Source organism: Methylibium sp. Root1272 (genome assembly GCF_001425905.1).
In the GTDB taxonomy this organism is placed as follows: Bacteria; Pseudomonadota; Gammaproteobacteria; order Burkholderiales; family Burkholderiaceae_C; genus Methylibium.
In genome coordinates, this window is sequence record NZ_LMDY01000015.1 from 195302 (window position 1) to 220615 (window position 25314).

At 68.6% G+C, this 25314-nt stretch carries 23 protein-coding genes and 1 tRNA gene; 10 read left to right on the forward strand and 14 right to left on the reverse strand.

Annotation, left to right across the window (positions count from 1 at the left end):
• Positions 1-12 precede the first annotated feature (12 nt).
• Positions 13-822 (forward strand): BPSS1780 family membrane protein, encoded by an 810-nt coding sequence (locus tag ASC67_RS15140; RefSeq protein WP_056322810.1) that lies wholly within the window; start codon positions 13-15, stop codon positions 820-822.
• A 69-nt stretch (positions 823-891) separates the two neighbouring features.
• On the opposite strand, the gene ASC67_RS15145 is transcribed toward ASC67_RS15140, so the two are convergent.
• The 3 genes from ASC67_RS15145 to ASC67_RS15155 form a co-directional block, all read right to left on the reverse strand.
• Complete coding sequence (locus ASC67_RS15145; RefSeq protein ID WP_056322816.1) at positions 892-3156, reverse strand: PhoX family phosphatase; 2265 nt, start codon at positions 3154-3156, stop codon at positions 892-894.
• A gap of 184 nt (positions 3157-3340) precedes the next feature.
• Positions 3341-3841: a DUF1097 domain-containing protein gene (locus tag ASC67_RS15150; protein ID WP_056322820.1), complete on the reverse strand. Its 501-nt coding sequence runs from the start codon at positions 3839-3841 to the stop codon at positions 3341-3343.
• A gap of 254 nt (positions 3842-4095) precedes the next feature.
• On the reverse strand, positions 4096-6456 hold the full coding sequence (locus ASC67_RS15155; RefSeq protein WP_056322827.1) for a UvrD-helicase domain-containing protein: 2361 nt from the start codon (positions 6454-6456) through the stop codon (positions 4096-4098).
• Between the two features lie 73 nt (positions 6457-6529).
• On the opposite strand from ASC67_RS15155, the gene ASC67_RS15160 reads away from it, so the two are divergent.
• Positions 6530-7330, forward strand: coding sequence for a gamma-glutamyl-gamma-aminobutyrate hydrolase family protein (locus ASC67_RS15160; protein WP_056322830.1), 801 nt, complete (start codon positions 6530-6532; stop codon positions 7328-7330).
• 3 nt (positions 7331-7333) lie between these two features.
• On the forward strand, positions 7334-7993 hold the full coding sequence (locus tag ASC67_RS15165) for a hypothetical protein (RefSeq protein ID WP_056322834.1): 660 nt from the start codon (positions 7334-7336) through the stop codon (positions 7991-7993).
• Positions 7994-8013: 20 nt separating this feature from the next.
• On the opposite strand, the gene ASC67_RS15170 is transcribed toward ASC67_RS15165, so the two are convergent.
• Complete coding sequence (locus ASC67_RS15170; protein WP_056322837.1) at positions 8014-8676, reverse strand: TetR/AcrR family transcriptional regulator; 663 nt, start codon at positions 8674-8676, stop codon at positions 8014-8016.
• Positions 8677-8884: 208 nt separating this feature from the next.
• Here ASC67_RS15170 and ASC67_RS20815 point away from each other — a divergent pair, with 208 nt between their 5' ends.
• Together ASC67_RS20815 and ASC67_RS15180 are read left to right on the forward strand one after the other, a co-directional pair.
• A complete protein-coding gene (locus ASC67_RS20815) occupies positions 8885-9451 on the forward strand; it encodes a PepSY domain-containing protein (RefSeq protein WP_056322841.1) in 567 nt (188 codons plus the stop codon).
• 110 nt (positions 9452-9561) lie between these two features.
• Positions 9562-12387 carry a valine--tRNA ligase gene (locus tag ASC67_RS15180; RefSeq protein ID WP_056322846.1) on the forward strand — a complete coding sequence of 942 codons (2826 nt, stop codon included), beginning with the start codon at positions 9562-9564 and terminating at the stop codon, positions 12385-12387.
• Here ASC67_RS15180 and ASC67_RS15185 read toward each other — a convergent pair.
• Positions 12338-13465, reverse strand: coding sequence for a D-isomer specific 2-hydroxyacid dehydrogenase family protein (locus ASC67_RS15185; RefSeq protein ID WP_056322849.1), 1128 nt, complete (start codon positions 13463-13465; stop codon positions 12338-12340). The genes ASC67_RS15180 and ASC67_RS15185 overlap by 50 nt on opposite strands.
• Positions 13466-13586: 121 nt before the next feature.
• Between ASC67_RS15185 and galU the strand changes: the two genes are divergently transcribed.
• Complete coding sequence (gene galU / locus ASC67_RS15190; RefSeq protein ID WP_056322853.1) at positions 13587-14453, forward strand: UTP--glucose-1-phosphate uridylyltransferase GalU; 867 nt, start codon at positions 13587-13589, stop codon at positions 14451-14453.
• 70 nt (positions 14454-14523) lie between these two features.
• Here galU and ASC67_RS15195 read toward each other — a convergent pair whose 3' ends face one another.
• The 3 genes from ASC67_RS15195 to cysM are packed head-to-tail and all read right to left on the reverse strand — an operon-like array spanning position 14524 to position 16230.
• Positions 14524-14751, reverse strand: a complete 228-nt coding sequence (locus ASC67_RS15195) for a sulfurtransferase TusA family protein (RefSeq protein WP_056322858.1) — start codon at positions 14749-14751, stop codon at positions 14524-14526.
• 23 nt (positions 14752-14774) lie between these two features.
• Positions 14775-15317, reverse strand: a complete 543-nt coding sequence (locus ASC67_RS15200; protein WP_056322863.1) for an NUDIX domain-containing protein — start codon at positions 15315-15317, stop codon at positions 14775-14777.
• Between the two features lie 7 nt (positions 15318-15324).
• On the reverse strand, positions 15325-16230 hold the full coding sequence (gene cysM / locus ASC67_RS15205) for a cysteine synthase CysM (RefSeq protein WP_056322870.1): 906 nt from the start codon (positions 16228-16230) through the stop codon (positions 15325-15327).
• Positions 16231-16302: 72 nt separating this feature from the next.
• Between cysM and ASC67_RS15210 the strand changes: the two genes are divergently transcribed.
• The 3 genes from ASC67_RS15210 to ASC67_RS15220 all read left to right on the forward strand — a co-directional run bounded on the left by ASC67_RS15210 (position 16303) and on the right by ASC67_RS15220 (position 18189).
• Positions 16303-16387, forward strand: a tRNA-Leu gene (locus ASC67_RS15210).
• A 48-nt stretch (positions 16388-16435) separates the two neighbouring features.
• On the forward strand, positions 16436-17026 hold the full coding sequence (locus tag ASC67_RS15215) for a rhomboid family intramembrane serine protease (RefSeq protein ID WP_056323198.1): 591 nt from the start codon (positions 16436-16438) through the stop codon (positions 17024-17026).
• 125 nt (positions 17027-17151) lie between these two features.
• Positions 17152-18189: a S1C family serine protease gene (locus tag ASC67_RS15220; RefSeq protein WP_235566345.1), complete on the forward strand. Its 1038-nt coding sequence runs from the start codon at positions 17152-17154 to the stop codon at positions 18187-18189.
• A gap of 9 nt (positions 18190-18198) precedes the next feature.
• Here ASC67_RS15220 and ASC67_RS15225 read toward each other — a convergent pair whose 3' ends face one another.
• Positions 18199-19107: an NAD-dependent epimerase/dehydratase family protein gene (locus tag ASC67_RS15225; RefSeq protein WP_056322878.1), complete on the reverse strand. Its 909-nt coding sequence runs from the start codon at positions 19105-19107 to the stop codon at positions 18199-18201.
• Between the two features lie 77 nt (positions 19108-19184).
• Here ASC67_RS15225 and ASC67_RS15230 point away from each other — a divergent pair, with 77 nt between their 5' ends.
• On the forward strand, positions 19185-20210 hold the full coding sequence (locus tag ASC67_RS15230; RefSeq protein WP_056322882.1) for a CDP-6-deoxy-delta-3,4-glucoseen reductase: 1026 nt from the start codon (positions 19185-19187) through the stop codon (positions 20208-20210).
• A gap of 13 nt (positions 20211-20223) precedes the next feature.
• Here the strand turns inward: ASC67_RS15230 and ASC67_RS15235 are convergent, their stop codons facing one another.
• From ASC67_RS15235 to ASC67_RS15255, 5 genes are all read right to left on the reverse strand, one after another.
• A complete protein-coding gene (locus ASC67_RS15235) occupies positions 20224-20937 on the reverse strand; it encodes an ABC transporter ATP-binding protein (protein WP_056322885.1) in 714 nt (237 codons plus the stop codon).
• Positions 20938-20951: 14 nt separating this feature from the next.
• Positions 20952-21728 (reverse strand): ABC transporter ATP-binding protein, encoded by a 777-nt coding sequence (locus ASC67_RS15240; RefSeq protein WP_056322890.1) that lies wholly within the window; start codon positions 21726-21728, stop codon positions 20952-20954.
• 10 nt (positions 21729-21738) lie between these two features.
• The gene (locus ASC67_RS15245) at positions 21739-22842 is read right to left on the reverse strand and encodes a branched-chain amino acid ABC transporter permease (RefSeq protein WP_056323204.1); all 1104 of its coding nucleotides are present in this window, start codon (positions 22840-22842) and stop codon (positions 21739-21741) included.
• 16 nt (positions 22843-22858) lie between these two features.
• The gene (locus ASC67_RS15250; protein WP_056322894.1) at positions 22859-23782 is read right to left on the reverse strand and encodes a branched-chain amino acid ABC transporter permease; all 924 of its coding nucleotides are present in this window, start codon (positions 23780-23782) and stop codon (positions 22859-22861) included.
• Between the two features lie 198 nt (positions 23783-23980).
• Positions 23981-25312 carry a replication-associated recombination protein A gene (locus ASC67_RS15255; protein ID WP_056322899.1) on the reverse strand — a complete coding sequence of 444 codons (1332 nt, stop codon included), beginning with the start codon at positions 25310-25312 and terminating at the stop codon, positions 23981-23983.
• Positions 25313-25314: the final 2 nt, after the last annotated feature.

Below are 25314 nucleotides of genomic sequence, written 5' to 3' on the forward strand. Positions count from 1 at the left end.
AACCCCCACCCGATGAAACTCAAGACTGTTCGCGCCCGCCAGGGCCTGCTGTGGGTGCGCGCCGGTTTCACCGTGTTCTTCCGCCAGCCGCTGGCATTCGCGGCGCTGTTCGCGCTGTTCGGCCTGGTGGTGTTCGTGCTGCTGCAGTTGCCGGCCGTCGGGCCGGTGCTGGCCCTGTCGCTGATGCCGGTGGCCACCGTCGCCTTCCTGCTCGCCACCCGCGAGGTGCTGGCCGGCCGCGTTGCCACGCCACAGCTGGCGCTGCTGCCGCTGCGCGACCCGCTGAACCGCAACCGCCTGCTGCAGCTCGGCGCAGCCTACGCGGCCGCGGCGATCGCCGTCGTGCTGTTGTCGCATGTGCTCGATGGCGGCCGCTTCGCAGCGGCCATCGAGGCCATCGCCTCGGAGGAGACCACCGCCGAGGCGGCGCTCGAAGACCCGCTGCTGCCGTGGAGCGTGCTGCTGCGCCTGGCGCTGATGGCGCTGCTGTCGCTGGCCTTCTGGCATGCGCCGGCCCTGGTGTGCTGGGGCCGCATGCCGGTGAACAAGGCGCTGTTCGCCAGCATCGTGGCGTGCTGGCGCAGCCGCGGCGCCTTTGCCGTCTATGGGCTGGCCTGGTTCGGCCTGACGATGCTGTTCGTGACGCTGTTGCAGGTCGTCACCGCGATGCTGGGATTGCAGCAGGTGATGGGTTTGGCGGTGCTGCCGCTCACGATGCTGGTGTCGACCATCTTCTACGCCTCGCTGTACTTCAGCTTCGTCGACGCCTTCGACCTCAGCGACGGCCCCGACAGCAGCGAGGGCGAAGCGAAGACGGCATGAAAAAGGCCGGCGCAAGCGCCGGCCTCGAAAGCCCGCCCGGCATCCGCCGACCGGGCGCCGTCCAGGGCCTCAGGCCCCGACGCGGCCTCCGTCGTCCTTGGTGATCGCCAGCGTGGCCGAGCGCGGCCGCGAGCTCGTGTTGCCCGCGGTCGCCTGGTAGCCGGCGTTGCCGGGCCAGTGGCTCACATAGCCCGCCGGGTTGCCGATGGTCGCGGCGGAAATCGTCTCGCCGGGGTGCTGGATGTTGGCGAACACGGTCTTGCCGTCGGGCGTCTCGGTGCAGCCGGTCAGCTCGCAGTCCTTCGGGCCGACCAGGAAGCGCTTGAGCGTGTCGGCCGTCGGCTTCTTGCCGACATAGGTGTCGACCGTGAGCGTGGTGGTGTCGGCCAAGGTGTAGCTGAGCGTGGTCTTCACGCCGTCGCCCACCTGGCCCGGCACGCCGAGCAACATCATGCAGTTGCTCACATCGGTGTAGGCACCGTCATCGGTCTGGATCCAGCACAGGCCGGTCGAGCGGCTGAACCACAGGCCGTCGGGGCTGGAGAAGTCCTGGTCCGCGGTGAGCGAGGACAGGTTGATCTTGGACGTGTCGGCGTCGGACTGCGCACCGAACAGGTAGACGTCCCAGGTGAAGCCGGTCGCCGACGGCTCGCCGCCGTCCTCTTTCATGCGGATGATGTGGCCGTTGATGTTGCCGGCCGAGCCTTCCGGCGCGCCGCCGTAGGAGTCCTTGTAGCTGCGCGGGTTGGCCGCGTCGAGCGCGCGCTGGATGGAATCCGGCGCGGCGCCGACCGCCGGCGCCGCCGGTTCGAGCTTGCGCACGCTGTTGTTCGTGAGCGTGTAGTAGATCTCGCCGGTCGTCGGGTGCACCGCGCACCACTCGGGGCGGTCCATCGAGGTCGCACCGACGGCATCGCCGGCCAGCCGCGAGTGGATCGCCACGTCGCCGGCGTCGGCGAAGGCATAGCCGGCGTAGTTCTTCACGTCGAGGTTGTCGAAGCTCAGTTCGACCCAGTCGCCGCTGCCGTCGGCATTGAACTTCGCGACGTAGAGCGTGCCGCTGTCGAGATACTTGTCGCCCGCGGCAATGCGGTTCGAGGGTTCCGCATCGGCGGCATCCCAGTTGGTGGCCGACACGAACTTGTAGATGTACTCGCCGCGCGAGTCGTCGCCCATGTAGACGGCCAGCGGCTTGCCGGCGACCGCCCTGCCGAAGGCCGCGCTCTCGTGGGCGAAGCGGCCCATCGTCGTGCGCTTCTTGACGGCCGCGATCTTGTCGTAGGGATCGATCTCGACGATGTAGCCGAAGGTGTTGAGCTCGTTGCGGTAGTCGTCGCTGCCGTCGGCCGAGGCCCCGAGCTTGCTGATGTCCCAACGCTGGTACTTGTCGTCCGCGCCGCTGGTTTCCCAGCCGTGGCGGCTCGCAGCACCCTGCTTGCGTTTGTAGCGATTGAGCGCGGTGACGCTCTTGTCGCCGCGGGCCGCGTCGTCGGTCGCGGAGCGTGTGAAGTAGCCTTCGAAGTTCTCTTCGCCCGTCAGCAGCGTGCCCCAGGGCGTGTAGCCGGTGCCGCAGTTGTTGATGGTGCCGCGGGCGCCATTGCCGGTGGTCGAGTACAGGGTCTTCGCGAGCGCGTTGCCGCGCACCGCGCCCGACAGCTCGACCGGCGTGAGCGGCGTGACGCGGCGGTTGTAGGCCGAGTCCTGGACGTAGGACCAGGCGCTGCCGGTCTTGCGGACCTCGACCACCGAGACGCCGTGGGCGGGGATCTCCTTGTCGGATTCCGAGGCCGGCCGCGGGCGCGCCGAGCTGCCGTTCACGTGCAGATAGTTGTCGCTCAGCGCCTCGTGGTTCATCGCCAGCAGGCCGCGCTCGGAGCCGTTCGCATCGCGCGCAGTGCCGGCGGCGTTGAGCCCGAAGTACTCCATGCCGTCGTGGTGATCGCCGGCGCGGTTGTCGAAGTCGGTGTCGCTGCCGTCGTTGGCATAGGCCGGAGTGCCGGCCGTCAGCGGATCGCCGAGCGCATAGATCACGGCGGCGGTGTAGCCCGCGGGCACGCTCACGGCGTCGGCGGTGCTCTTGGCCACCGCGGTGAAGCCGAGCTTGTCGACCGGGGGGTTGGTCGCCGGCGCGTCGTCGTCGTCCCCGCCTCCGCAGGCGCTGACGCCCATCCCGCCCAGCACCACGGCCGCTGCGGTGCCCACCCCGCCGCGCAGCACGGAACGCCGGCTCAGCCGGGCGTCGAGCACGGCCATGAAATCGGCGTTGCCGCTGGCATTGCTGTTCTCGTCATCGCCTTCGATGCCGAGCAGGGGGAGATTGACTCGCTGATTCATGTCTGCGTTCCTTGCGACTGCTGGGGGACGGGGTGGGCCGGGATGGGCACACCTAGAAGCCGCAGACGTTAGGCACGGGACATGAAAGCGCGGTGACAGATCGGTGTCGCGCCTGTCACGAAGACGGCAGTGCAAGAGCGCCCCGGCCGTCAGGGACGGCCGGGGCGCTCTGCGCTGTCGTGGGTCAGACCACCGCGGGAGCGGCCTTCTTGGTCAGCATGCCGGCCAGCGCCTCGGAGGCCCAGCCGAAGCCCGCGCCGATCGCGATCGACACGATGGACGGCACGATCGCGTCGATCGGCGCCACGCTCTTCAGCAGGATCAGCCCGGCCACGCACGCGAAGCCGTAGACGCAGGCCGGGATCGTGGCGAGCAGACCGATGTGCGCGGCCAGCACGATCACCGCCGCACCGATGCCCACCGCCACCGGTGCGGCGAGCGACCCGAGCGAGCCCAGTTGCCCGGCCAGCATGACCGACAGCGCCCCGACGACGACGCCGAAGGACATGCAGACGATGGTGGTCCGCGCCGAAGCGGGCTTGCCACCGCAGTGGAAGTAGCAGGCCCAGGCCACGAAGGCCTGCCAGATCTGGACGCCGAAGGCCGCCAGCGGGCCGAGGAACAGGAAGGTCGCGACCACGGCCAGAACGCCGATCGAAATCGCCAGGGCAATGAGCAAGGGCATGGTGAGTCTCCTCAAGTCTAGGTATCGGTATGGAGAGAAGAAGCGCCCGCCGCCGGCCGGCGCACCACCCCTGACTGCCAACGACGAGTGGTGGCGGCAGTGTTCGGATCACCCCCGCCGCGAACAAGCAAGGACAAACCTTTGTGAGCAGCGCAGCATTTGCTTACAAGTTGTTCCCGGCTGTCTCAGCAGGGACCACAACGCACCAGCACGGAGCGCCGAGCGGGCGGCGGTGTTGCGCGCGCGCCGCGTTCTCAGTCGACCGGTGTCAGCTTCGCGACGCTGAGCGCCAGCCACTTCATGCCGTGGCGGCCGAAGTTGACCTGGGCGCGGGCATCGGCGCCGACGCCCTCGAGCGTGACGATCACGCCCTCGCCGAACTTGGTGTGGAACACGCCCTGGCCGGACCGCAGCCCGTTCGGCGTGCTGCGCGCCTGAGCTTCGAACGCTGCCGGTGCCGCCGCGACCCGACCCGCGCCCACCATCGAGCCCAGCCCCGAACCGCGCTGCCACGCGGCCTGGTAGTCGCGTGCGTAGCCCGAGCCGAAGCCTTGCAGCTTCGGCGTCAGCCACTTCAGCGCGGTCTCGGGCAGTTCATCGAAGAAGCGGCTCTTCAGGTTGTAGCGGGTCTGACCGTGCAGCATGCGGGTCTGGCTGAAGCTCAGGTAGAGCCGCTTGCGGGCGCGCGTGATGGCGACGTACATCAGGCGCCGCTCTTCCTCCAGCCCGTCGAGGTCGGCGGCCGCGTTCTCGTGCGGGAACAGTCCTTCTTCCAGGCCGGTGATGAAGACCTGGTCGAACTCCAGGCCCTTGGCGGCGTGCACCGTCATCAGTTGAACAGCGTCCTGGCCGGCCTGCGCCTGGTTGTCGCCGGCCTCGAGCGCGGCGTGGGTGAGGAAGGCCGCGAGCGGGCTCATGATCTCGCCCGTCTCGGCATCGGGCTGGGTGTCGACCAACGCCACCGCGGCCGGCAGTCCCTCGGCGATGCGGCCGGCCTGCTCGTCGACCGGCAGCGCCACCGCGTCCTTGCCGAAACCCTCCTGCGTGACGAAGGCCTCGGCGGCGTTGACCAGTTCATCCAGGTTCTCCAGCCGCTCGGCGCCTTCCTTCTCGTTGCGGTAGAAGTCGGCCAGGCCGGAAGCCTGCACCACGTGCTCGATGATCTCGCGCAGCGTGAGGCCGCGCGTCGCGTCGCGCATCGCATCGACCAATGCAGTGAAGGCCCCGAGGTTCGAGCCGCCCTTGCCGGCGATCGCACCGACGCCCTGCCAGAGGCTGCGGCCGCTGCTGCGCGCGGCGTCCTGCAGCAGCTCCATCGTGCGTGCGCCGATGCCGCGCGTGGGGAAGTTGACGACACGCAGGAAGCTGGTGTCGTCGTTCGGGTTCTCGATCAGCCGCAGGTAGGCCAGCGCGTGCTTGATCTCGGCACGCTCGAAGAAGCGCAGGCCGCCGTAGACGCGGTAGGGCACGCCGGCGTTGAACAGCGCGCTCTCGATCACGCGGCTCTGCGCGTTGCTGCGGTAGAGCACCGCGATCTCGCTGCGCGGCGAGCCGTCGCGCTGCAGCTGGCGCGCCTCGTCGAGGAACCACTGCGCCTCGGCGAAGTCGCTGGTGGCCTCGAACACGCGCACCGGCTCGCCGGGGCCGGCCTCGGTGCGCAGATTCTTGCCCAGGCGGCGCGAGTTGTGTGCGATCAGCGCGTTGGCGCTGTCGAGGATGTTGCCGAAGCTGCGGTAGTTGCGCTCGAGCTTGACGACCTGCTGCACGTGGAACTCGCGCTCGAAGTCGGCCATGTTGCCGACGCGCGCGCCGCGGAAGGCGTAGATGCTCTGGTCGTCGTCGCCGACGGCGAGCACGTTGTTGTCGGTGCCTGCGAACATCTTCAGCCACGCGTACTGCAGGCGGTTGGTGTCCTGGAACTCGTCGACCAGGATGTGGCGGAAGCGCCGCTGGTAGTGCTGGCGCAGCTCGGCGTGGTCGCGCATCAGCTCGTAGGTGCGCAGCATCAGCTCGGCGAAGTCGACCACGCCCTCGCGCTGGCACTGGTCCTCGTAGGCCTGGTAGATGGCCTGCTGGGTGCGGGTGAGCTCGTCGCGCACCTCGACGTCCTTCGGACGCAGGCCGTCTTCCTTGGCGCCAGCGATGAACCAGGCGCACTGCTTGGGGATGTAGCGCTCCTCGTCGAGCTTCATCGCCTTGACGATGCGTTTGACCGCCGAGACGCTGTCCTGCGCATCGAGGATCTGGAAACCCTGAGGCAGGCCCGCCAGCTTCCAGTGCGCGCGCAGGAAGCGGTTGCACAGGCCGTGGAAGGTGCCGATCCACATGCCGCGCGGGTTCACCGGCAGCAGCGTGGAGAGCCGCGTGAGCATCTCCTTCGCGGCCTTGTTGGTGAAGGTCACCGCCATCACGCCGGCCGGCGAGACCTGGCCCGTCTGCACCAGCCAGGCGATGCGGGTCGTCAGCACCCGCGTCTTGCCGGAACCGGCGCCCGCGAGGATCAGCGCATTGCCCGCCGGCAGCGTGACCGCAGCGAGTTGCTCCGGGTTCAGATGGCGCAGCAGGCCAGCCGATTCACCCCGGGGCGCACGATCGTTTTCAACTGACACATTCATCCGGGGATTCTATGGAGCCGCGCGCAGGTCCAAGGGTATCCTCGACACCATCGTCACCTCGACCGCTCTCGCCATGTCCGACGCGCTGCTCATCGGCATCTCCGCGCGCATCTACCATCCGATCACGCCGGTGGCCGACATCGGCGGCATCTTCACCCGGACCCTGCACTACCTGGAGCAATCGGTGGCGCACTGGGTGCTGCAGCCCGACGCACTGGCGCTGATGATCCCGCCCGTCGAGCGCGAGGGGCTGCTGCAGCCCAGCGAGGTGAGCCTGGCCAATTATGCGGAGCGGCTCGACGGCCTGGTCCTGCAGGGCGGCGCCGACGTGGCCCCCGAGAGCTACGGCGAGACCCCGCTGGCGCCCGCCTGGGCCGGCGACCGGGTGCGCGACCGCTACGAGATCGAGCTGTTCAATGCCTTCGTCGCGGCCGGCAAGCCGGTGATCGGCATCTGCCGCGGCTGCCAGTTGATCAACGTCGCCTTCGGCGGCACGCTCTACCAGGACATCTCGACCCAGGTGCCTACCGCCATCGCCCACGTCGACGATGCCCGCTACGACAACCAGTTCCACGAGGTCAGCCTGGTGCAGGGCAGCCGACTCGCCGGGCTCTATCCGGGCACGCACCGGGCCGAGATCAACTCCATCCACCACCAGGCGATCAAGGACCTGGGCCGCGAACTGAACATCGAGGCGGTCGCGGTCCCCGACGGCCTGATCGAGGCGGTGCGCTGGCGCGGACCGAGCTATGTGTTCGGCATGCAATGGCACCCGGAGTTCATGGCGCAGCGCCAGTTCCATCCCGATCAGCTCGACGGCCGGCCGATCCTGCGCGAGTTCCTCGATGCCGCACGTGCGCGGCGGCATGGCTGAGCCTTGCGCCTCCCCCTCCTGACCGCAGCCGGCGCCACGCTGCTCACCGCGCTCGCTCACGCGGCTGCGCCGCCCTGCAGCGCGCCGCGCGAGGTCATCGAGCGGCTGATGTCGTCCGACTGCGAAACCTGCTGGTCCGGCGCCGCTGCGCGCCCGCTGCCGCGCTCGACCTGGGTGCTGGACTGGATCGAGCCCGGCGCCGCCGGGGCCGACGCCCCGCTGGCCGCGGGCGCCCTGCCCGAGGCCGGTGCCCGCCGGCAGGCGCTGGCGGCCCTCCCCTCGGCCGACGACACGCGAGAATTCCGCTGGCCGCTCGCCAGGCGACCGACCGTGCGCCTGACGGTGGGCGGCGGCCCCGCCTGGAACGGCTACCTGGGCCTGCAACTTCAGGCCAGCGGCAAGCCCCCCGAGGGCGCCGAGGTCTATCTGGCCCTGATCGAGAACATCCCGGCCGGCAGCGACGGCAGCCCGGTCGCGCGGCGCCTGGTGCGCAGCGTGGCCGGCCCGCTGGTGCTGGACGCGGACGGCCGGCGCTCGACGCAGTGGCGAGCACTCCGTATCCCCGATGGCGCCAAGCCGGAACGTCTGCAGGGCATGGCGTGGTGGGTGGATCGCGAGGCGCGGCTGCGTGGCATTGCGCTGGAGGCATGCGCCGCGCGCTGAGGCGACGAGTGCGTGCCGCGCTACAAGGCCGCCGCCGTCCGCAATCTCGACGCGACACCCTGCGCGGCCAGACGTGCCTGCAGCAGGCGCTGCAGCGCGGCATGCGCTGCAGCCAGATCGAACGACGGATCGATCAGGGCACGGACGGCCAGGCCGTCGAGCGCGGCGGCGACCACCGCGCTCAGCGAGGACAGATCGTCGAGCTCGGTCGCCGCCGCGGCGGCGACCGAGGCCAGTTGACGGCCCATTTCGGATTCCGCGTCGCTGTGACGCTGCGCGGCGGCCTCCGCCACCACCGGGTCGCGCAAGGCAGCGCTGTCGATGTCGGCGGACAGGCGGATCCGATCCGAGGTGACGAGCCGCCCGGCTCGCCCGAACCAGGGCCCGGCGTCTGAATCGTCGCCGGTCTGCAGTGGCGGGTCTTCCGCGCGCAGGCGACGCGCGCCGGCGCCGACCAAGGCCGCGATCAGTTCGCCCTTCGACTCGAAGTAGTAATGCGCCAGTCCGAGCGCCACACCGGCTTCCCGGGCCACGCGCCGCATCGACAGCTTCCCGATGCCGTCGGCCAGCAGCACGTCGAGCGCGGCCTCGACGATCAGCGTGCGCTTGTCACTGGCAGTGGCGGGGCCACCGCCAGCCGGATCGTCGGTGCGCGTCAGCAGGGGATCGAGCCAGTCGGACATCGGGCCAAGGACTTGGAGGGGCGTTCAAGCGACGCGTTCGACGCGACGCAGGGAGTGTTGCGCAGCCACGCACCGCTTTCGATCGAACAGGCGTTCAAACCTGCAGGTCGGGAGAAAATCCTGTTGCACACAGCGCGATCCGCTGCTTGTCCCCGACGTCCTGATTCGCTTTCCAGTCTGCCCCTCTCCCGCATCAGAAAGGTCCACCATGCATCTGCATCGAACAACGCGTCGCCGTACGCTGCACGAGGCACTCCCGCTCGTCGCTGCGATCTCGGTTCTTGCCTTCTGGAGCGCCGGCGCGGCCGCGGTGCCGAAGATCCCCAAGGTCAGCGTCGGCATCGAGAAATGCATCCCGACGGTGCTGGCCAAGCACCCGGGCACCGTGCTGCAGGTCGTGCTGAAGCCGGAGGACGGCAAGCCGGTGTGGGAGATCGAGGTCGACGGCAAGGACGGCAAGCTCTGGGACGTCGAATGCAGCGGCGCCACCGGCAAGATCGTCGAGAGCGAGCAGCGCTTCAAGTCGGCCGACGAGGCCGGCTTCAAGGACAAGGCCAAGATCAGCGAGGCCGACGCTACCAAGATCGCGCTGGCCAAGCACCCGGGCAAGGTCGAGCGTGTCGAGTACGAAATCGAGGCCGACGGGACGCCGGTCTACGAGTTCGACATCGAGTTGGCGAACGGCGACGACATTCGCGTCGAGGTCGATGCGGTGACCGGCAAGCTGCACGAGGCCCACGCGGAGCTGATCGAGATCGGCCGCCTGCCCAAGTGACGCGCGGTCGTCCCGCCGCGGCGCGGCCCCGTCGGGCTGCCTCGTAGAATGCGGGCTTCGACCCAGCGGAAACGGCGCCCCATGGGCGCCGTTTTCCTTCCAGGCCTGCCATGACCGAACTCGCGAAATCCTTCGAACCCGGCCCGATCGAGGCCAAGTGGGCTCCCGTCTGGGAGCAGCGCGGCCTGTTCGTGCCGACGCTCGACGCCGCAAAGCCCTCGTTCGCCATCCAGTTGCCGCCGCCCAACGTGACCGGCGTGCTGCACATGGGGCATGCGTTCAACCAGACCATCATGGACGCGCTGACGCGCTACCACCGCATGCAGGGCGCGAACACGCTGTGGGTGCCGGGCACCGACCACGCCGGCATCGCGACGCAGATCGTCGTCGAGCGCCAGCTGGAACAGCAGGGGCAGAGCCGTCACGACCTGGGCCGCAAGAACTTCGTCGCCAAGGTGTGGGAGTGGAAGGAGCACTCGGGCTCGACGATCACGCAGCAGATGCGCCGGGTCGGCGCCAGCGTGGACTGGCAGCACGAGTACTTCACCATGGACGAGAAGCTGTCGCCGGTGGTGACGGACACCTTCGTGCAGCTCTACGAGCAGGGCCTGATCTACCGCGGCAAGCGGCTGGTGAACTGGGACCCGGTGCTGAAGTCGGCGGTCTCGGACCTGGAGGTGGAGAGCGAGGAGGAAGACGGCTTCCTGTGGCACATCCGCTACCCGCTGGCCGACGGGAGCGGCTCGCTCGTCGTGGCCACGACGCGGCCGGAGACGATGCTGGGCGACACCGCGGTGATGGTGCACCCCGAGGACGAGCGCTACGCGGCGCTGATCGGCAAGCAGGTGGCGCTGCCGCTGTGCAACCGCACGGTCCCGGTGATCGCCGACGACTACGTCGACCGCGCCTTCGGCACCGGTGTGGTCAAGGTCACGCCGGCACACGACTTCAACGACTACGCGGTCGGCCAGCGCCACGGGCTGCCGGTGATCGGCATCCTGACGCTGGACGCGAAGGTCAACGATGCGGCGCCCGAGGCGTATCGCGGGCTGGACCGCTTCGTGGCGCGCAAGAAGGTCGTCGCCGACCTCGAGGCCCAGGGCCTCCTGGTCGAGGTGAAGAAGCACAAGCTGATGGTGCCGCGCTGCGCGCGCACCGGTCAGGTGGTCGAGCCGATGCTGACCGACCAGTGGTTCGTCGCCGTCAGCAAGCCGGGCCCGGACGGCAGGAGCATCGCGCAGAAGGCGATCGATGCGGTCGCCTCGGGCGAAGTGAAGTTCGTGCCCGAGAACTGGGTCAACACCTACGACCAGTGGATGAAGAACATCCAGGACTGGTGCATCTCGCGCCAGCTCTGGTGGGGCCACCAGATCCCGGCCTGGTACGGCAGCGGCGGTGAGCTGTTCGTCGCGCGCAGCGAGGACGAGGCGCGGGCCAAGGCGCGTGCGGCCGGCTACGACGGCACGCTGACGCGCGACGAGGACGTGCTCGACACCTGGTACTCGTCGGCGCTGGTGCCGTTCTCGTCGCTGGGCTGGCCGCGGCAGACGAAGGAGCTCGAGCTCTTCCTGCCCTCGAGCGTGCTGGTCACCGGCTACGAGATCATCTTCTTCTGGGTCGCCCGGATGATCATGATGACGACTCACTTCACCGGCCGCGTGCCGTTCCGCACCGTCTACATCCACGGCATGGTGCGCGACGGCGAAGGCAAGAAGATGAGCAAGTCCGAAGGGAACGTGCTCGACCCGGTGGACCTGATCCAGGGCGTGGACCTCGACACGCTGGTGAAGAAGAGCACCACCGGCCTGCGCAAGCCCGAGACCGCGCCGAAGGTCGCCGCGCGCGTGAAGAAGGAATTTCCCGAGGGCATGCCCGCCTACGGCGCCGACGCGCTGCGCTTCACGATGGCCAGCTACGCGAGTCTGGGCCGCAACATCAATTTCGACACCAAGCGCTGCGAGGGCTATCGCAATTTCTGCAACAAGCTCTGGAACGCGACGCGCTTCGTGCTGATGAACTGCGAAGGCCATGATTGCGGCTTCGCCGACCACACGGCCGAGCAGTGCGTGCCGGGCGGCTACCTGGATTTCTCGAACGCAGACCGTTGGATCACCAGCGAGCTGCAGCGTGTCGAGGCGGCGGTGCAGAAGGGCTTTGCCGAATACCGGCTCGACAACGTGGCGAACGCCGTCTACAGCTTCGTCTGGGACGAGTACTGCGACTGGTATCTCGAGATTGCCAAGGTGCAGATCGCGACCGGTGACGACGCGATCAAGCGCGCTACCCGCCGCACGTTGATCCGCGTGCTCGAGACAGTGCTGCGCCTCTTGCATCCGTTGACGCCCTTCATCACCGAGGAGTTGTGGCAGGCCGTCGCACCGGTCGCGCAGCGCAAGGTCGCCGGCAGCGATGAGTCGATCGCGACGGCGCGCTACCCGCAGCCGCAACTGGACCGCATCGACGCCCAGGCCGACGCCTGGGTAGCGAAGCTGAAGGCGCTGGTCGGCGCCTGCCGCAACCTGCGCTCGGAGATGAGCCTCTCACCGGCCGAGCGCGTGCCGCTGCTGAGTTTTGGCGACGCTGGCTTCATGGCGCAAGCGACACCGTTGCTGAAGGCCCTGGCCAAGCTCAGCGACGTGCGCGTGATCGACTCGGAAGCCGGCTTCGTGCAGGCCACCACCGCCGCGCCGGTATCGGTGCACGGCGATGCGCGACTGGCGCTGCATGTGGAGATCGATGTGGAGGCCGAGCGCGAGCGTTTGTCCAAGGAAGTGGCGCGGCTCGAAGGCGAGATCGTCAAGGCTGAAATCAAGCTCGGCAACGAGAGCTTCGTCGCCCGCGCCCCGGCTGCCGTGGTGGCGCAGGAGCGACAGCGCCTCGCCGATTTCAGCGCGACGCTGGATCGCTTGCGGGCTCAGCGCTCGCGCTTGGGCTGAGCCGGGCTTCGTCGGCCTCGGCCGACAGCGGGGGCCGCGGCGGATCGAGATCGTCTTCGTCGTCCTCGACGACGACGGCACCGTCTGTCGGCAGGTCATCGGGCTGCGCACTCAGCGGCGCCGGACCCGACACCGGGCCGTGCGGCGGCGACACCGCCACGCGAAGTTCGCGTGCCAACGGCGGGGTCTGGCTGAGAATCTCGTCGAGCCGCTGGGCCACAGCCCAGACGCTCCGGACGCGCGACTCCTGCGTGTAGCCGGCCAGCCGCGAGGTCGTGTGCAGGTTGGGTGCGCCGTTCAGCGGCCGGCCCGGATCGAGCAGCCCGGGCTCCACGCTGTCGAGCCAGGCGCTCGCGATGCGGCCGCTGCGCAGCGCCATTGCCAATGAGGCCTCGTCGAACAGCGCCGAATGCGAGGTGCTGACCAGCACCTGCCCCGGCTTGCACTGCGGCAGGTAGCGCTCGCCGAACAGGCCCTGATAACGGCTGTAGTAGGGCAATTGCACGCAGACGGCGTCGGCTGTCTCGAGCAGCTCGCGCAAACCCATTGCCTCGATGCGCCAGCGGCCCCAGAGAATGTCGCTCGCGTGCAAGGTCGGGTCGTAGCCGACCAGCCGCGTGCCGAAGCCGCTGAGCATGGCCGAAAGCGAGCGCGCCGCCGGCGCCAAGCCCACCAGACCGACCGTCACCGAGGCCAGTTCGCGGCCGGTCGTGACCCGGCCGCCACCGGCGCCCGGGCGCAGCAGGGTGATCAGCGCGCCGATCATGAACTCGGCCTCGGCCGGCGCCGTGGCGGCTGCGCCCCGCACCAACTCGACGCCCGCGCGCGAGCAGGCATCGACATCGATGTTCTCCAGTCCGGGCTCGACGCGTGCCACGGCACGCAGCAAGGGAGCGAACGACAGCGCCTCGGAATCGATCCGCAGCTGCGGCGGCAGCACCGCGGCGCGCACGTTGAACAGCGTCTGGCGGAAAGCGCGCGCATCGCGCGCCAGTTCGGGCGCATAGCGCACCCGGTGCCGAGCCTGCAACCAGCTCAGTACCTCGCTTTCGATCGGTTCGACAATCAGCAGATCCATGGCGGCCGATGATGACTCAAGCCGGACCGTGACATAAGTTCACAAGCCCACTTGACCAGGGGAGCGCGTGACAGAAGCTGCATGACAGAATGATTCGAACTTCTCTCACGATTGTAAGTACATGCTGATCAACAAGGCGATCTTCCCCGTGGCCGGCCTCGGCACCCGATTCCTGCCGGCCACCAAGGCGCAGCCCAAGGAAATGCTGCCGGTCGTCGACAAGCCCCTGATCCAGTATGCCGTCGAGGAGGCCTACGCCGCCGGCATCCGCGAGATGATTTTCGTGACAGGACGCAGCAAGCGCCCGATCGAGGATCACTTCGACATGGCGTACGAGCTCGAGATGGAGCTCGAGGCCGCCGGCAAGGCCGAACTGCTGGAATTGGTCCGCCAGGTCAAGCCCGACGACATGGAATGCGTCTACGTGCGCCAGTCCAAGATGCTGGGCCTGGGGCATGCGGTGCTGTGCGCCGAGCGGCTGGTGCGCAATGAACCCTTCGCGGTCCTGCTGGCCGACGACCTGATGGTCGGCGAGAAGCCCATCCTGACGCAGATGGTCGAGCAGTTCGACGAGTGGCGCGCCTCGATCCTCGCGGTGCAGGAGGTGCCCGAGGACCAGACCCGCCGCTACGGCATCGTTGCCGGCACGCCGGTGAACGACCGCATGATGGACGTGTCCCGCATCGTCGAGAAGCCGGCTCCGGCCGACGCGCCGTCACGCCTCGGCGTGGCCGGACGCTACATCCTGATGCCGGACGTCTTCACCGAGATCCGCAGCCAGCCGCGCGGCGTGGGTGGCGAGATCCAGCTGACCGACGGCATTGCCGGCCTGCTGCGCCGCCAGAAGGTGTTCGCCTACACCTACGAGGGCAAGCGCTACGATTGCGGCAGCAAGGAAGGCTTCCTGCAAGCCAACATCGAGCTGGGCATGGCCCATCCGCAGATCGGTGCCAGCGTGCGCGAGTACCTGAAGACGCTGGCGCTCTGACCCGGAACGGCGCCCCCGTTCGCGAAAAAGCCGCCCGAGGGCGGCTTTTCTCATCACTTGTCCGCCGACGTCAGCGCCGGCGCAACCAGTGGATGAACTCCTCACCGGCCGTCTGCTGGTCGACCAGTTCATTGCCGGTCTGGCGGGCGAAGGCCTGGAAGTCGCGCACCGAGCCGGGGTCGGTAGCGACGACCTTCAGCGTCTGACCGCTGCTCATGTCGGCCAGTGCCTTCTTCGCCTTCAGGATCGGCAGAGGGCAGTTCAGCCCCCGTGTGTCGAGTTCCTTGTTCGCTTCCATCGATATCCCCCGTTGCAACGATTCTAGGCCGACGCGCGGCCCCATTCGATCCACTGCGGCTCGATGCCGCGGGCGCGCTGCCAGTCGGCCAGTGCATACCCGGTGCCGGCGGTCCAGCACTTCACCTCGGCCGGCTCGAACAGGCGGTACTCGACCAGTTCCGGCGACAGCACGATCTCACCCTGCGCCCTCACGTGGTAGGCCACGATGAGCTGGTTCATCCGCTGAAAATCATAGACACCGATCAGCTCGACGCTGCTGGCAACCAGCGCGGTCTCTTCCAGCACCTCGCGCGCGATACCCTCCTGCGGGGTCTCGCCGGCCTCCATGAAACCGGTGATCAGACCGAAGTTCCTGCCCGCCCAGGCCGCGTTGCGCGCCAGCAGCAGGCGGCCGTCGCGATCCTCGCATTCCAGCACCGCCGCCAGCACCGGCGTGGGGTTGTTCCAGTGGGTCCAGGTGCACTGGGGGCAACGCAGCCGGGACTTGTCGCCGCCGTCCTCGGCCGCGACGATCCATTCGAGCGCGCTGGCACAGTTCGGACAGAACCGGAACGCGTGCGACATCGAAGGCTCAGGCCGGGAAGACCCCGGTCGACAGATAGCGGTCGCCGCGGTCGCAGACGATGAACACGATGGTCGCGTTCTCGACAGTCCTGGCGACCTCCAGCGCGGCCCACAGTGCCCCAGCCGCCGAAATGCCGGCGAACAGACCTTCTTCGCGTGCCAGCCGCCGTGCCATGTCCTCGGCGTCCGACTGGCTGACGTTGATGGTCTCGTCGACACGGCTGGGCTCGTAGATCTTCGGCAGGTAGGCCTCGGGCCACTTGCGGATGCCGGGGATCCGCGAGCCTTCGCTGGGCTGCGCGCCGATGATACGCACGCCGGGGTTCTTCGACTTCAGATAGGTGGATACGCCGGTGATCGTGCCGGTGGTGCCCATCGCGCTGACGAAGTGCGTGATCTGCCCCTCGGTGTCGTCCCAGATCTCCGGGCCGGTGGTCTCGACGTGGACGCGCGGGTTGTCGGCATTGGCGAACTGGTCGAGCACCCGGCCCTTGCCTTCGCGCTGCAGCCGCTCGGCCAGGTCGCGCGCGTACTCCATGCCGCCGGCCTTGGGTGTCAGCACCAGTTCGGCTCCGAAGGCGCGCATCGACTGCGCCCGCTCGATCGACAGATCCTCCGGCATGATCAGCAGCATGCGGTAGCCGCGGATGGCCGCTGCCATCGCCAGCGCGATGCCGGTGTTGCCCGAGGTGGCCTCGATCAGGGTGTCGCCCGGCTTGATCTCGCCGCGTTCCTCGGCGCGGCGGATCATGCTGATGGCCGGACGGTCCTTCACCGACCCCGCCGGGTTGTTGCCCTCGAGCTTGCCGAGGATCACGTTGCCGCGCCGCTCGTTCTCGGCGCCCGGCAGGCGCACCAGGCGAACCAGCGGGGTTCGGCCGATCGTGTCTTCAACGGTCAGATAACGAGGCATCGGGGCACCTTTCTGAGGCAATTGTGGCAGCAGCCCAAAGTCCCCGTGGCAGAATCGCCGCGACTCATCCGTGCCTCGGTGGCGAAATCGGTAGACGCGCGGGACTCAAAATCCCGTTCAGCAATGAGTGTCGGTTCGAGTCCGACCCGAGGCACCACTCCCCCATGCACCGGCAGCCGCGCTGCAGCCGACCCGCCCGCGCCACATGCCTCCATTGCCCCCGATCACCCAGGCCCTGATCCTGATCAACGTCGCGGTGTTCTGCCTCGACCAGTTCCTCGGCCTGTGGTTCACGCGGCTGTTCGCGCTGTGGCCCCTGGGCGGTGGCTTCATGCCCTGGCAGGTAGCGAGCTATGCCTTCCTGCACGGCGGCATCGGCCACTTGTTCTTCAACATGCTGGGCCTGTGGATGTTCGGCGCGGAGCTCGAGCGCCTGTGGGGAACGAAGCGCTTCGTGCAGTTCTACGGCGCCAGCGTGCTGGCTGCCGCGGCAGCGCAATTGCTGGTGGCTTGGCTGCTCAACTCGCCCTATCCGACCGTCGGGGCCTCGGGCGGCCTGTTCGGCCTGCTGCTGGCCTTCGGAATGCTGTTCCCGAACCGCACCATCATGCCGCTGTTCCCGCCCATCCCGATGAAGGCGCGCACCTTCGTGATGGTGTTCGGCGGCCTGGAACTGTTGCTCGGCTTCATCAGCCCGACCGGCGGAGTCGCGCACTTTGCCCACCTGGGCGGAATGGCCGGGGGCTGGCTGATGATCCGCTACTGGCGCGGCCAGGCCCCGTTCGGTCGGCACTGAGGTCGGCCCCGGCGCGAAGCCCGGGCCCTCGCTCTCGCTCCCGTTTTTCGCCTGGCGCAAAGCCCTCAGGTTCCCATCGGGTTCGACGGCGGTTCATGCTGCGATCACCCCTTGTGGAGGTCGCGATGGCACCCGCCCTTCTGCTTCGCCTGTCGTTCGCCGTCGTTCTCAGCCTCGCCGCCGGCGTTGCGCAGACAGCCCCACCCCCCGAAAGCGAAGGCGAGGTCGCCGGGAACGGCGGCCAGCGTCTCGCACTGAAGCGCGCCAGCGACGCCGTGCTCGGGGTGCAGAGCACCGCGACCGAGGATGCCAGCACGATCGACACGCTGGGGGAACGCCGCGCCGGCTCCGGGGTGGTGATCGCCAGCGACGGCCTGGTGCTGACGATCGGCTACCTGATCCTCGAGGCGGAAGAGGTCGAGCTGGTGCTCGACAGCGGCAAGCGCATGCCGGCCCGTGTGGTGGGCTACGACCTGGCGTCCGGCTTCGGCCTGGTGCAGGCGGTGCTGCCGCTGGGCATCGAGCCTGCGCAGATGGGGCAAGCCCACAAGGTTGCGGAGGGCGACCCGCTGCTGTTCGTCAGCGGCGGCGACGATGGGGCACTGAGCGCCGCGCAACTGGATTCGCGACGCGGTTTCTCCGGCTACTGGGAGTACCACATCGACGGCGCGCTGTTCACCAGCCCGGCTCGCCCCGACCACAGCGGTGCGGGGCTCTTCAACGCGCAAGGTGAACTGATCGGCATCGGCTCGCTGCTCGTGCCCAGTGCGCAGGGCGACGGCACGCGGCGTGCGGGCAACATGTTCGTTCCGGTCGACCTGCTGCCGCCGGTCTTCGCGGAGTTGCGCGAGCGAGGCCTGTCACGCGCCAGCATGCGCGCCTGGCTGGGTGTGAACTGCGTCGAGCAGGACGACGGCCTGCGGGTGATGCGCGTGAGCCGCGACAGCCCGGCCGAGACGGCCGGGCTGCGACCCGGCGACCTGATCCGCCGACTCGACGGGGCGACGGTCGGAGGCCTCGAGTCCTTCTACAAGATGCTCTGGAACGGCGGCAACGCCGAACGCGACCTGACGATCGAGGTGTTGCGTGAAGGCCGGATGCAGTCGGTACCCGTACACAGCATCGACCGCACGCAGACCTTGCGCCGCGCGCGCGGCATCTGAGCGGAGCCCTCACCCACCGCGCAATCCTTCGCGCACCGTCGGGTAGCGCAGCGCGACGCGCAACTCCTCGTGCAGGCGGCGGTTGATCAGCCGCCGCGATTCGCTCATGAAGCTCAGCCCGGCCGGGGATATCGCCTCGCCCGCGGCCGCCCGCGTGATGCGCAGCGGCCGCGGCAGGCCGGCCAGATCGGCCACGAGATCGAAGTAGTCGCCCATCTTCATCTCGGTGTCGTCACTGGCATGGACCACCCGCTGCGGGCGGCCCCGGTGCAGCGCCGCAATGCAACTGCGGGCCAGATCATCCGCATGGATGTGGTTGGTGTAGACGTCCTCGTCCGCCACCAGCACCGGCGTGCCGCGCACCACGCGTTCGCGCGGCGCGCCACCGGGTCGGTCGGTGGCATAGATCCCCGGGATGCGCAGCAGCGTCACCCGCACGCCGAAGGCGCGACCGTGCCAGCGCAACCGGGCCTCGGCCGCGACACGCCGCCGAGCCCGCGCGGTGGCCGGCGCGACCGCGCGCGTCTCGTCGAAGCGCGCGCCGTCTGCGTCGCCGTACACGCCACTGGTGCTGCCGTAGACGATGCGCTGCGTGACGCCGCCGCGCGCCAGCGCCCGCAACAGCGACGCGGTGCGCGGATCTCCTTCGCCGGTGCCCGGCGGCGGCGCCAGGTGCAAGACCCGCGGGGCCAGCGCACCGAGCCGCCCGAGCGTCACCGGCCAGTCGAGGTCGCCGAGCAACGGGCGCGCACCGAGCGCTCGCAGCGTCTCCACACGCGACGTTTGCGAGGTCAGCGCCACCACGCGGTAACGCCCGGCGAGCTGCGCGAGCACGCGCTGCCCCACGTCGCCGCAGCCGACGATCAACAGGCGCGGCTTGCGGAAGCGGGCGGGACGACTGGGAGGGGGTGTGGGCATGGGTGAGGGAAGCGGCGGCGCGCCGGGGACGGCGGGCACAATCCTGTCTGGTTCGAATCGTGTTCGAGGATAACGAAATGAATTTCAAGGTGACGTTGCAGCCCAGTGGCCGCAGCTTCGAGGTCGCCCGCGACGAGGCGGTGCTGCCAGCTGCCATCCGCGCCGGCGTGGGCCTGCCCTATGGCTGCCGTGACGGCGCCTGCGGCTCGTGCAAGAGCCGGCTGCTGGACGGCCGGGTGATCCACGGCGCTCACCAGCTCAAGGCGTTGAGCGTGGCCGAAGAGGAAGCCGGCTGGCTGCTGACCTGCTGCGCCACCCCGCAGACCGACCTGCTGATCGAGGCCCGCACCGTGGCCGGTGCCGGCGAGTTTGCGGTGCAGAAGATGCCCTGCCGCGTCGGCTCGCTGAACAAGGTCGCGCCCGATGTCGCGATCCTGAAGCTGCAGCTGCCTGCCAATGTGGTGCTGAAGTACCACGCCGGCCAGTACGTCGAGTTCATCCTGCGCGACGGAGCGCGCCGCAGCTACTCGATGGCCAACGCACCGCACCGGGCAGCCGACGGGCTGGAACTGCATCTGCGCCACATGCCCGGCGGCAAGTTCACCGACCACGTGTTCGGCGCGATGAAGGAGAAGGACATCCTGCGCATGGAAGGCCCGTTCGGCAGCTTCTTCCTGCGCGAGGACTCTTCCCGGCCGATCGTGCTGCTCGCCTCGGGCACCGGCTTCGCCCCCATCAAGGCGATCATCGAACAGATGCAGTTCAAGGGCATCGCGCGCGACACGGTGCTGTACTGGGGCTGCCGCAGCCAGGCCGACCTCTACCTGCACGACTGGGCGCTGCAGGCCGCCGCCGACCTGCCGAATCTGCGCTACGTGCCGGTGCTGTCGGAGCCGCGCCCTGAGGATGCCTGGATGGGCCGCACCGGCTTCGTCCACCAGACAGTCATGGCCGATCTGCCCGATCTGAGCGGACACGAGGTCTACGCCTGCGGCGCCCCGGTGATGGTCGACGCCGCCCAGCGCGACTTCGTCGCCCGGTGCGGCCTGCCGGCGGAGGCCTTCTACGCCGACTCGTTCACCAGCGAGGCCGACGAGCACTGAGCTGCAGTGCTGCTCACTCCCCCAGGTAGGCCGCCCTCACCTTCGGGTCGTTGAGCAGCGCCTTGGCCTCGCCGCTCATCGTGACCTCGCCCGACTCCATCACGTAGCCGCGCGTCGCGAGCTGCAGGGCGCGGCTGGCGTTCTGCTCGACCAGCAGCACGGTCGTGCCCTGGCTGTGGATGTCGTTGACCACCTCGAAGATCTTGTCGACCATGATCGGCGACAGGCCCATCGAGGGCTCGTCCATCAGCAGCACCTTCGGCCGCGCCATCAGTGCGCGCCCCATCGCGAGCATCTGCTGCTCGCCGCCGCTCATCGTGCCGGCCAGTTGGTTGCGCCGCTCGCGCAGCCGCGGAAAGATGCCGAAGACCTTCTCGAGGTCGGCGTCGATCTCCTTGTCGGTGCGCGTGAACGCGCCCATCTGAAGGTTCTCGGTGATGGTCATGCGGGTGAAGGTGCCGCGCCCCTCGGGCACCATCACCAGGCCCTGCTTCACCAGGTCCCAGGCGCCCTGGCCCTTGATGTTGCGGCCCATGAATTCGATCTCGCCGCTACCCACCGGCTGCAGGCCGGTGATCGCCTTCAGCGTGGTGGTCTTGCCGGCACCGTTGGCGCCGATCAGGCTCACCAGCTCGCCCTGCTTGACCTCGAGCGAAACGCCCTTCACGGCCTGGATGCCGCCATAGGCGACCTTGAGTCCGGTGACCTTGAGCAAAGTGTCTGCCATCGTATGCTCCTCGCTCAGTGGGCCTTGTGACCGGCGCCCAGATAGGCCTCGATCACCTTCTCGTTGCGCTGCACGTCGGCCGGCGCGCCCTCGGCGATCTGCTTGCCGTAGTCGAGCACCGTCACGCGGTCGCACAGTCCCATCACCAGCTTCACGTCGTGCTCGATCAGCAGGATGGTGCGGCCGTCTTTGCGGATGCGGTCGATCAGCTCGCGCAGCACCACCTTCTCAGTCGCGTTCATGCCCGCGGCCGGCTCGTCGAGCGCGATCAGCTTGGGCTCGGTGGCGAGCGCGCGGGCGATCTCCAGCCGGCGCTGGTCGCCGTAGCTCAGCGTGCGGGCCTTGTACTCGGCGTACTTGCCGATACCGACGTAGTCGAGCAGTTCCTGGGAACGTTTGGCGATGGCCGCTTCCTCGTGCTTGAAGCCAGGCGTGCGCAGCACTGCGCCGATCAGCCCCGACTTGGTGCGGATGTGGCGCCCGACCATCACGTTCTCGAGCGCCGTCATGTCGGCGAACAGACGGATGTTCTGGAAGGTGCGCGCGATGCCGGCCTTGGCGACCTCGTGCACGGCGCTCGGCTTGTAGGCCTTGCCTTCGAGCTCGAAAACTCCCGAGTCCGGCGTGTACAGGCCGGTGATGACGTTGAAGAAGGTGGTCTTGCCGGCGCCATTGGGGCCGATCAGGCCGTAGACCTGGCCGCGGTCGATGGTGATGCCCACGTCGCTCAGGGCCTGGAGGCCGCCGAAGCGCTTGGACACGTTGGCCACGCGGAGAACGGTGTTCGTCATGTCGTTCTCCTCACTTCGCGGGGACGGGTTGAACGCCACCGCTCGGCGGCGGTGCCGCCTTGCCGTGCTCCGGCGACGGCCACAGGCCACGCGGGCGCGCCAGCATGATGGCGATCATCGCCAGCGCGATCAGCAGCTGGCGCAGGATCGCTGAATCGAGCCGGCCGCCGCTCATTTCCTGCAACGGCCCGGCCACGTAGCGCAGCACCTCGGGCAGCGCCGCGAGCAGCAGCGCGCCGACGATGACGCCCGGGATGTGGCCGATGCCGCCCAGCACCACCATCGCCACCACCATGATCGATTCCTGCAACGAGAACGATTCCGGCGAGATGAAGCCCTGGAAGGCACCGAACATGGAGCCGGCGACGCCGCCGAAGCTGGCGCCCATGCCGAAGGCGAGCAGCTTCATGTTGCGGGTGTTGATGCCCATGGCCTTGGCGGCGATCTCGTCCTCCCGGATCGCCATCCAGGCCCGGCCGATGCGCGAGCGCTCGAGCCGGTAGCAGATGATCACGCTCACGATCACCATCGCGAGGAACAGGTAGTAGTACAGCGTGACGGAGGGCAGCGAGATGAAGCCCAGGTCCAGCGTGCGGCCGAGGTCGAGCCCGAAGAACTTGATCGAGTCGATCTGCGACACGCCCTTGGGGCCGTTGGTGATGTTGACCGGCGCGTCGAGGTTGTTCAGGAACACGCGGATGATCTCGCCGAAGCCGAGCGTGACGATCGCGAGGTAGTCGCCGCGCAGCTTCAGCGTCGGTGCACCGAGAATCACGCCCGCCGTGCCGGCAACCGCCAGCGCCAGCGGCACCACGAACCACAGCGGCGTGTGCATGCCGTTGGGGAACATCGCGCGGACCGCCGCGAAGTTCTCCGCCAAGTGCGGACTGGCCAGCAGGCCGAACAGGTAGGCACCGACGGCGTAGAAGGCGATGTAGCCGAGGTCGAGCAGGCCGGCATAGCCGACGACGATGTTCAACCCCAGCGCCAGTAGCACGTAGAGCAGCGCGATGTCGATGATGCGCACCCAGGCGTTGCCGAAGTATTGCGCGATCAGTGGCGTCAGCAGCAACAGCACGCCTGCGACGAGGAAGACGACGAGCTTGTTCTTCATCATGGTCGTCTCCCGCTCAGGCCCGGTCCGCCACGCGCTCGCCGAGCAAGCCCTGGGGCCTGAGCGTCAAGATGAGGATCAGCACGATGAAGGCGAAGATGTCCTGGTAATGGCTGCCCAGGATGCCGCCTGTGAGCTGGCCGATGTAGCCGGAACCGATCGACTCGATCAGGCCCAGCAACACGCCGCCGACCATCGCGCCCGGCAGGTTGCCGATACCGCCGAACACCGCCGCGGTGAAGGCCTTGAGCCCGGGCAGGAAGCCCATCGTGTGCTGCACCGAGCCGTAGTTGGCGGCGTACATCACGCCGGCCAGTGCGGCCAGCGCGGCCCCGATGACGAAGGTGGCCGAGATCACCGTGTCGGGCCGCACGCCCATCAGGCCGGCGACGCGCGGGTTCTCGGCGGTGGCGCGCATCGCACGGCCGAGCTTGGTCTTGTTGACGAGGAACATCAGGCCGGCCAGCGTGAGCGCGGTGACGACCAGGATCAGGATCTGCGTCGTGTTGATCACCGCACCGAACACGTCGAAGGGTTCGCTGGGCAGCAGGATCGGATAGGGCTTGTAGTTGGGCTTCCAGATGATCATCGCCAGCGTCTGCAGCAGCAGGCTCATGCCCATCGCGGTGATCAGCGGCGCCAGGCGCGGTGCATTGCGCAGCGGGCGGTAGGCGATCTTCTCGATCGCGAAGTTGAGCGCGGAGCACACGATGATGGCCGCCACCAGCGAGATCAGCAGCAACAGCCAGCCCGGAAGCCCGACGGCCGCCAGCACCGTGACGACCGTCCAGCTGGTGAGCGCGCCCACCATCAGCACCTCGCCGTGGGCGAAGTTGATCAGGTTGATGATGCCGTAGACCATCGTGTAGCCCAGCGCGACGAGAGCGTACATGCTCCCGAGCACCAGGCCGTTGATGATCTGCTGGATGAAGATGTCCATCGTGAGGTCTCCCTGTACGGGCGCTGTGGATCAGCGCCGCTGCACCGCCGAGCGGCCGGTAGGCCGCGATTGCGATGTCTAGCAAAAAGCCCGCCAGCTGCGGGCTTTGTTCATCGTCCTGTCATCGGACGCGGCGCATTGTAGACAGCGAAATCGGGCGCTCCGCTGCGGGAAGTCCCGCTGGCAAAACGCCATGGATCAGGAATCGCGGCGTCTTTTCCCCTCGACGGCGGCGTTGAGCTCCCGCAGCTGGGAGAGCTTTTCACCGATCTTGATCTCCAGCCCGCGCGGCACGGGGACGTAGAACTGCTGGTCCACGCCGTCGGGCAGGTAACGCTCGCCGGCCGCGAAACCACCCTCCTCGTCATGCGCGTAGCGGTAGCCCTTGCCGTGATCGAGCTGCTTCATCAGCGCGGTCGGCGCATTGCGCAGATGCATCGGCACCGGGCGGCTGCCGTCGCTCTTCACGAAGGCGCGCACCGCCTTGTAGGCGGTGTAGACCGCATTGCTCTTCGGCGCCACGGCCAGGTAGACCACGGCCTGGGCCAGCGCCAGCTCACCCTCGGGGGACCCGAGGCGCTCGTAGGTCTCGGCTGCATCGAGCGTGAGCCGCAGCGCGCGCGGATCGGCCAGGCCGATATCCTCGCTGGCCATGCGCACCAGACGGCGCGCGACGTAGCGCGCATCGACGCCGCCGTCGATCATGCGCACGAACCAGTACAGCGACGCGTCGGGGTCGGAGCCGCGCACGCTCTTGTGCAGCGCGGAGATGCTGTCGTAGAACTGGTCGCCGCCCTTGTCATAACGGCGCAGCTGCTCGCCGAGTGCCTGCTCGAGAAAGGCCTCGTCGATCTCGAGCACCGCACCGGCCATGCGCGCGATGTTCTCGTAGGTGTTCAGCAGGCGGCGTGCGTCGCCGTCGGCGTAGGCGACCAGCCGCGTGCGGGCCGCGTCGCTGAGCGGCGATCCACCCAGCAGCGCCCGGCCGCGCTCCAGCAGTTCGGCCAGTTCGCCGTCGTCGAGCGGCCGCAGGACGTGCACCGTGGCGCGCGACAGCAGCGCCGAGTTGACCTCGAACGACGGATTCTCGGTCGTGGCGCCGATGAAGGTGAACAGGCCCGACTCGACGTGCGGCAGGAAGGCGTCCTGCTGGGCCTTGTTGAAGCGGTGCACCTCGTCGACGAAGACGATGGTGCGCCGGCCCATGCCCTGGGCCACCTGAGCCTGCTCGACCGCCTCGCGGATGTCCTTCACGCCGCCGAGCACCGCCGAGATCGCGATGAACTGGGCATCGAAGGCGTGCGCCATCAGGCGCGCCAGTGTGGTCTTGCCGGTGCCCGGCGGGCCCCAGAGGATCATCGAATGCGGCCGGCCCGACGCGAACGCGGCCCGCAGCGGCTTGCCCTCGCCGAGCAGTTGCCGCTGACCGATCACCTCGTCGAGTGCGGCCGGCCGCAGGCGCTCGGCGAGCGGCGCATCGCCGGACGCGGTCGCGTCGGTCGAAGAAAGCAGGGAGGAAGGCGACGCCATGC

What these genes read in the sequence shown, in the direction of transcription:
- ASC67_RS15245 (WP_056323204.1), bottom strand. Translation starts at nt 22,842, where the DNA reads ATGAAGAACAAGCTCGTCGTCTTCCTCGTCGCAGGCGTGCTGTTGCTG.
- ASC67_RS15200 (WP_056322863.1), bottom strand. Translation starts at nt 15,317, where the DNA reads ATGTCGCACGCGTTCCGGTTCTGTCCGAACTGTGCCAGCGCGCTCGAA.
- ASC67_RS15225 (WP_056322878.1), bottom strand. Translation starts at nt 19,107, where the DNA reads ATGCCCACACCCCCTCCCAGTCGTCCCGCCCGCTTCCGCAAGCCGCGC.
- ASC67_RS15230 (WP_056322882.1), top strand. Translation starts at nt 19,185, where the DNA reads ATGAATTTCAAGGTGACGTTGCAGCCCAGTGGCCGCAGCTTCGAGGTC.
- cysM (WP_056322870.1), bottom strand. Translation starts at nt 16,230, where the DNA reads ATGCCTCGTTATCTGACCGTTGAAGACACGATCGGCCGAACCCCGCTG.
- ASC67_RS15140 (WP_056322810.1), top strand. Translation starts at nt 13, where the DNA reads ATGAAACTCAAGACTGTTCGCGCCCGCCAGGGCCTGCTGTGGGTGCGC.
- ASC67_RS15170 (WP_056322837.1), bottom strand. Translation starts at nt 8,676, where the DNA reads ATGTCCGACTGGCTCGATCCCCTGCTGACGCGCACCGACGATCCGGCT.
- ASC67_RS15220 (WP_235566345.1), top strand. Translation starts at nt 17,152, where the DNA reads ATGGCACCCGCCCTTCTGCTTCGCCTGTCGTTCGCCGTCGTTCTCAGC.
- ASC67_RS15215 (WP_056323198.1), top strand. Translation starts at nt 16,436, where the DNA reads ATGCCTCCATTGCCCCCGATCACCCAGGCCCTGATCCTGATCAACGTC.
- ASC67_RS15150 (WP_056322820.1), bottom strand. Translation starts at nt 3,841, where the DNA reads ATGCCCTTGCTCATTGCCCTGGCGATTTCGATCGGCGTTCTGGCCGTG.
- ASC67_RS15255 (WP_056322899.1), bottom strand. Translation starts at nt 25,312, where the DNA reads ATGGCGTCGCCTTCCTCCCTGCTTTCTTCGACCGACGCGACCGCGTCC.
- ASC67_RS15185 (WP_056322849.1), bottom strand. Translation starts at nt 13,465, where the DNA reads ATGGATCTGCTGATTGTCGAACCGATCGAAAGCGAGGTACTGAGCTGG.
- ASC67_RS15145 (WP_056322816.1), bottom strand. Translation starts at nt 3,156, where the DNA reads ATGAATCAGCGAGTCAATCTCCCCCTGCTCGGCATCGAAGGCGATGAC.
- ASC67_RS15235 (WP_056322885.1), bottom strand. Translation starts at nt 20,937, where the DNA reads ATGGCAGACACTTTGCTCAAGGTCACCGGACTCAAGGTCGCCTATGGC.
- ASC67_RS15240 (WP_056322890.1), bottom strand. Translation starts at nt 21,728, where the DNA reads ATGACGAACACCGTTCTCCGCGTGGCCAACGTGTCCAAGCGCTTCGGC.
- galU (WP_056322853.1), top strand. Translation starts at nt 13,587, where the DNA reads ATGCTGATCAACAAGGCGATCTTCCCCGTGGCCGGCCTCGGCACCCGA.
- ASC67_RS15180 (WP_056322846.1), top strand. Translation starts at nt 9,562, where the DNA reads ATGACCGAACTCGCGAAATCCTTCGAACCCGGCCCGATCGAGGCCAAG.
- ASC67_RS15195 (WP_056322858.1), bottom strand. Translation starts at nt 14,751, where the DNA reads ATGGAAGCGAACAAGGAACTCGACACACGGGGGCTGAACTGCCCTCTG.
- ASC67_RS15160 (WP_056322830.1), top strand. Translation starts at nt 6,530, where the DNA reads ATGTCCGACGCGCTGCTCATCGGCATCTCCGCGCGCATCTACCATCCG.
- ASC67_RS15155 (WP_056322827.1), bottom strand. Translation starts at nt 6,456, where the DNA reads ATGAATGTGTCAGTTGAAAACGATCGTGCGCCCCGGGGTGAATCGGCT.
- ASC67_RS20815 (WP_056322841.1), top strand. Translation starts at nt 8,885, where the DNA reads ATGCATCTGCATCGAACAACGCGTCGCCGTACGCTGCACGAGGCACTC.
- ASC67_RS15250 (WP_056322894.1), bottom strand. Translation starts at nt 23,782, where the DNA reads ATGGACATCTTCATCCAGCAGATCATCAACGGCCTGGTGCTCGGGAGC.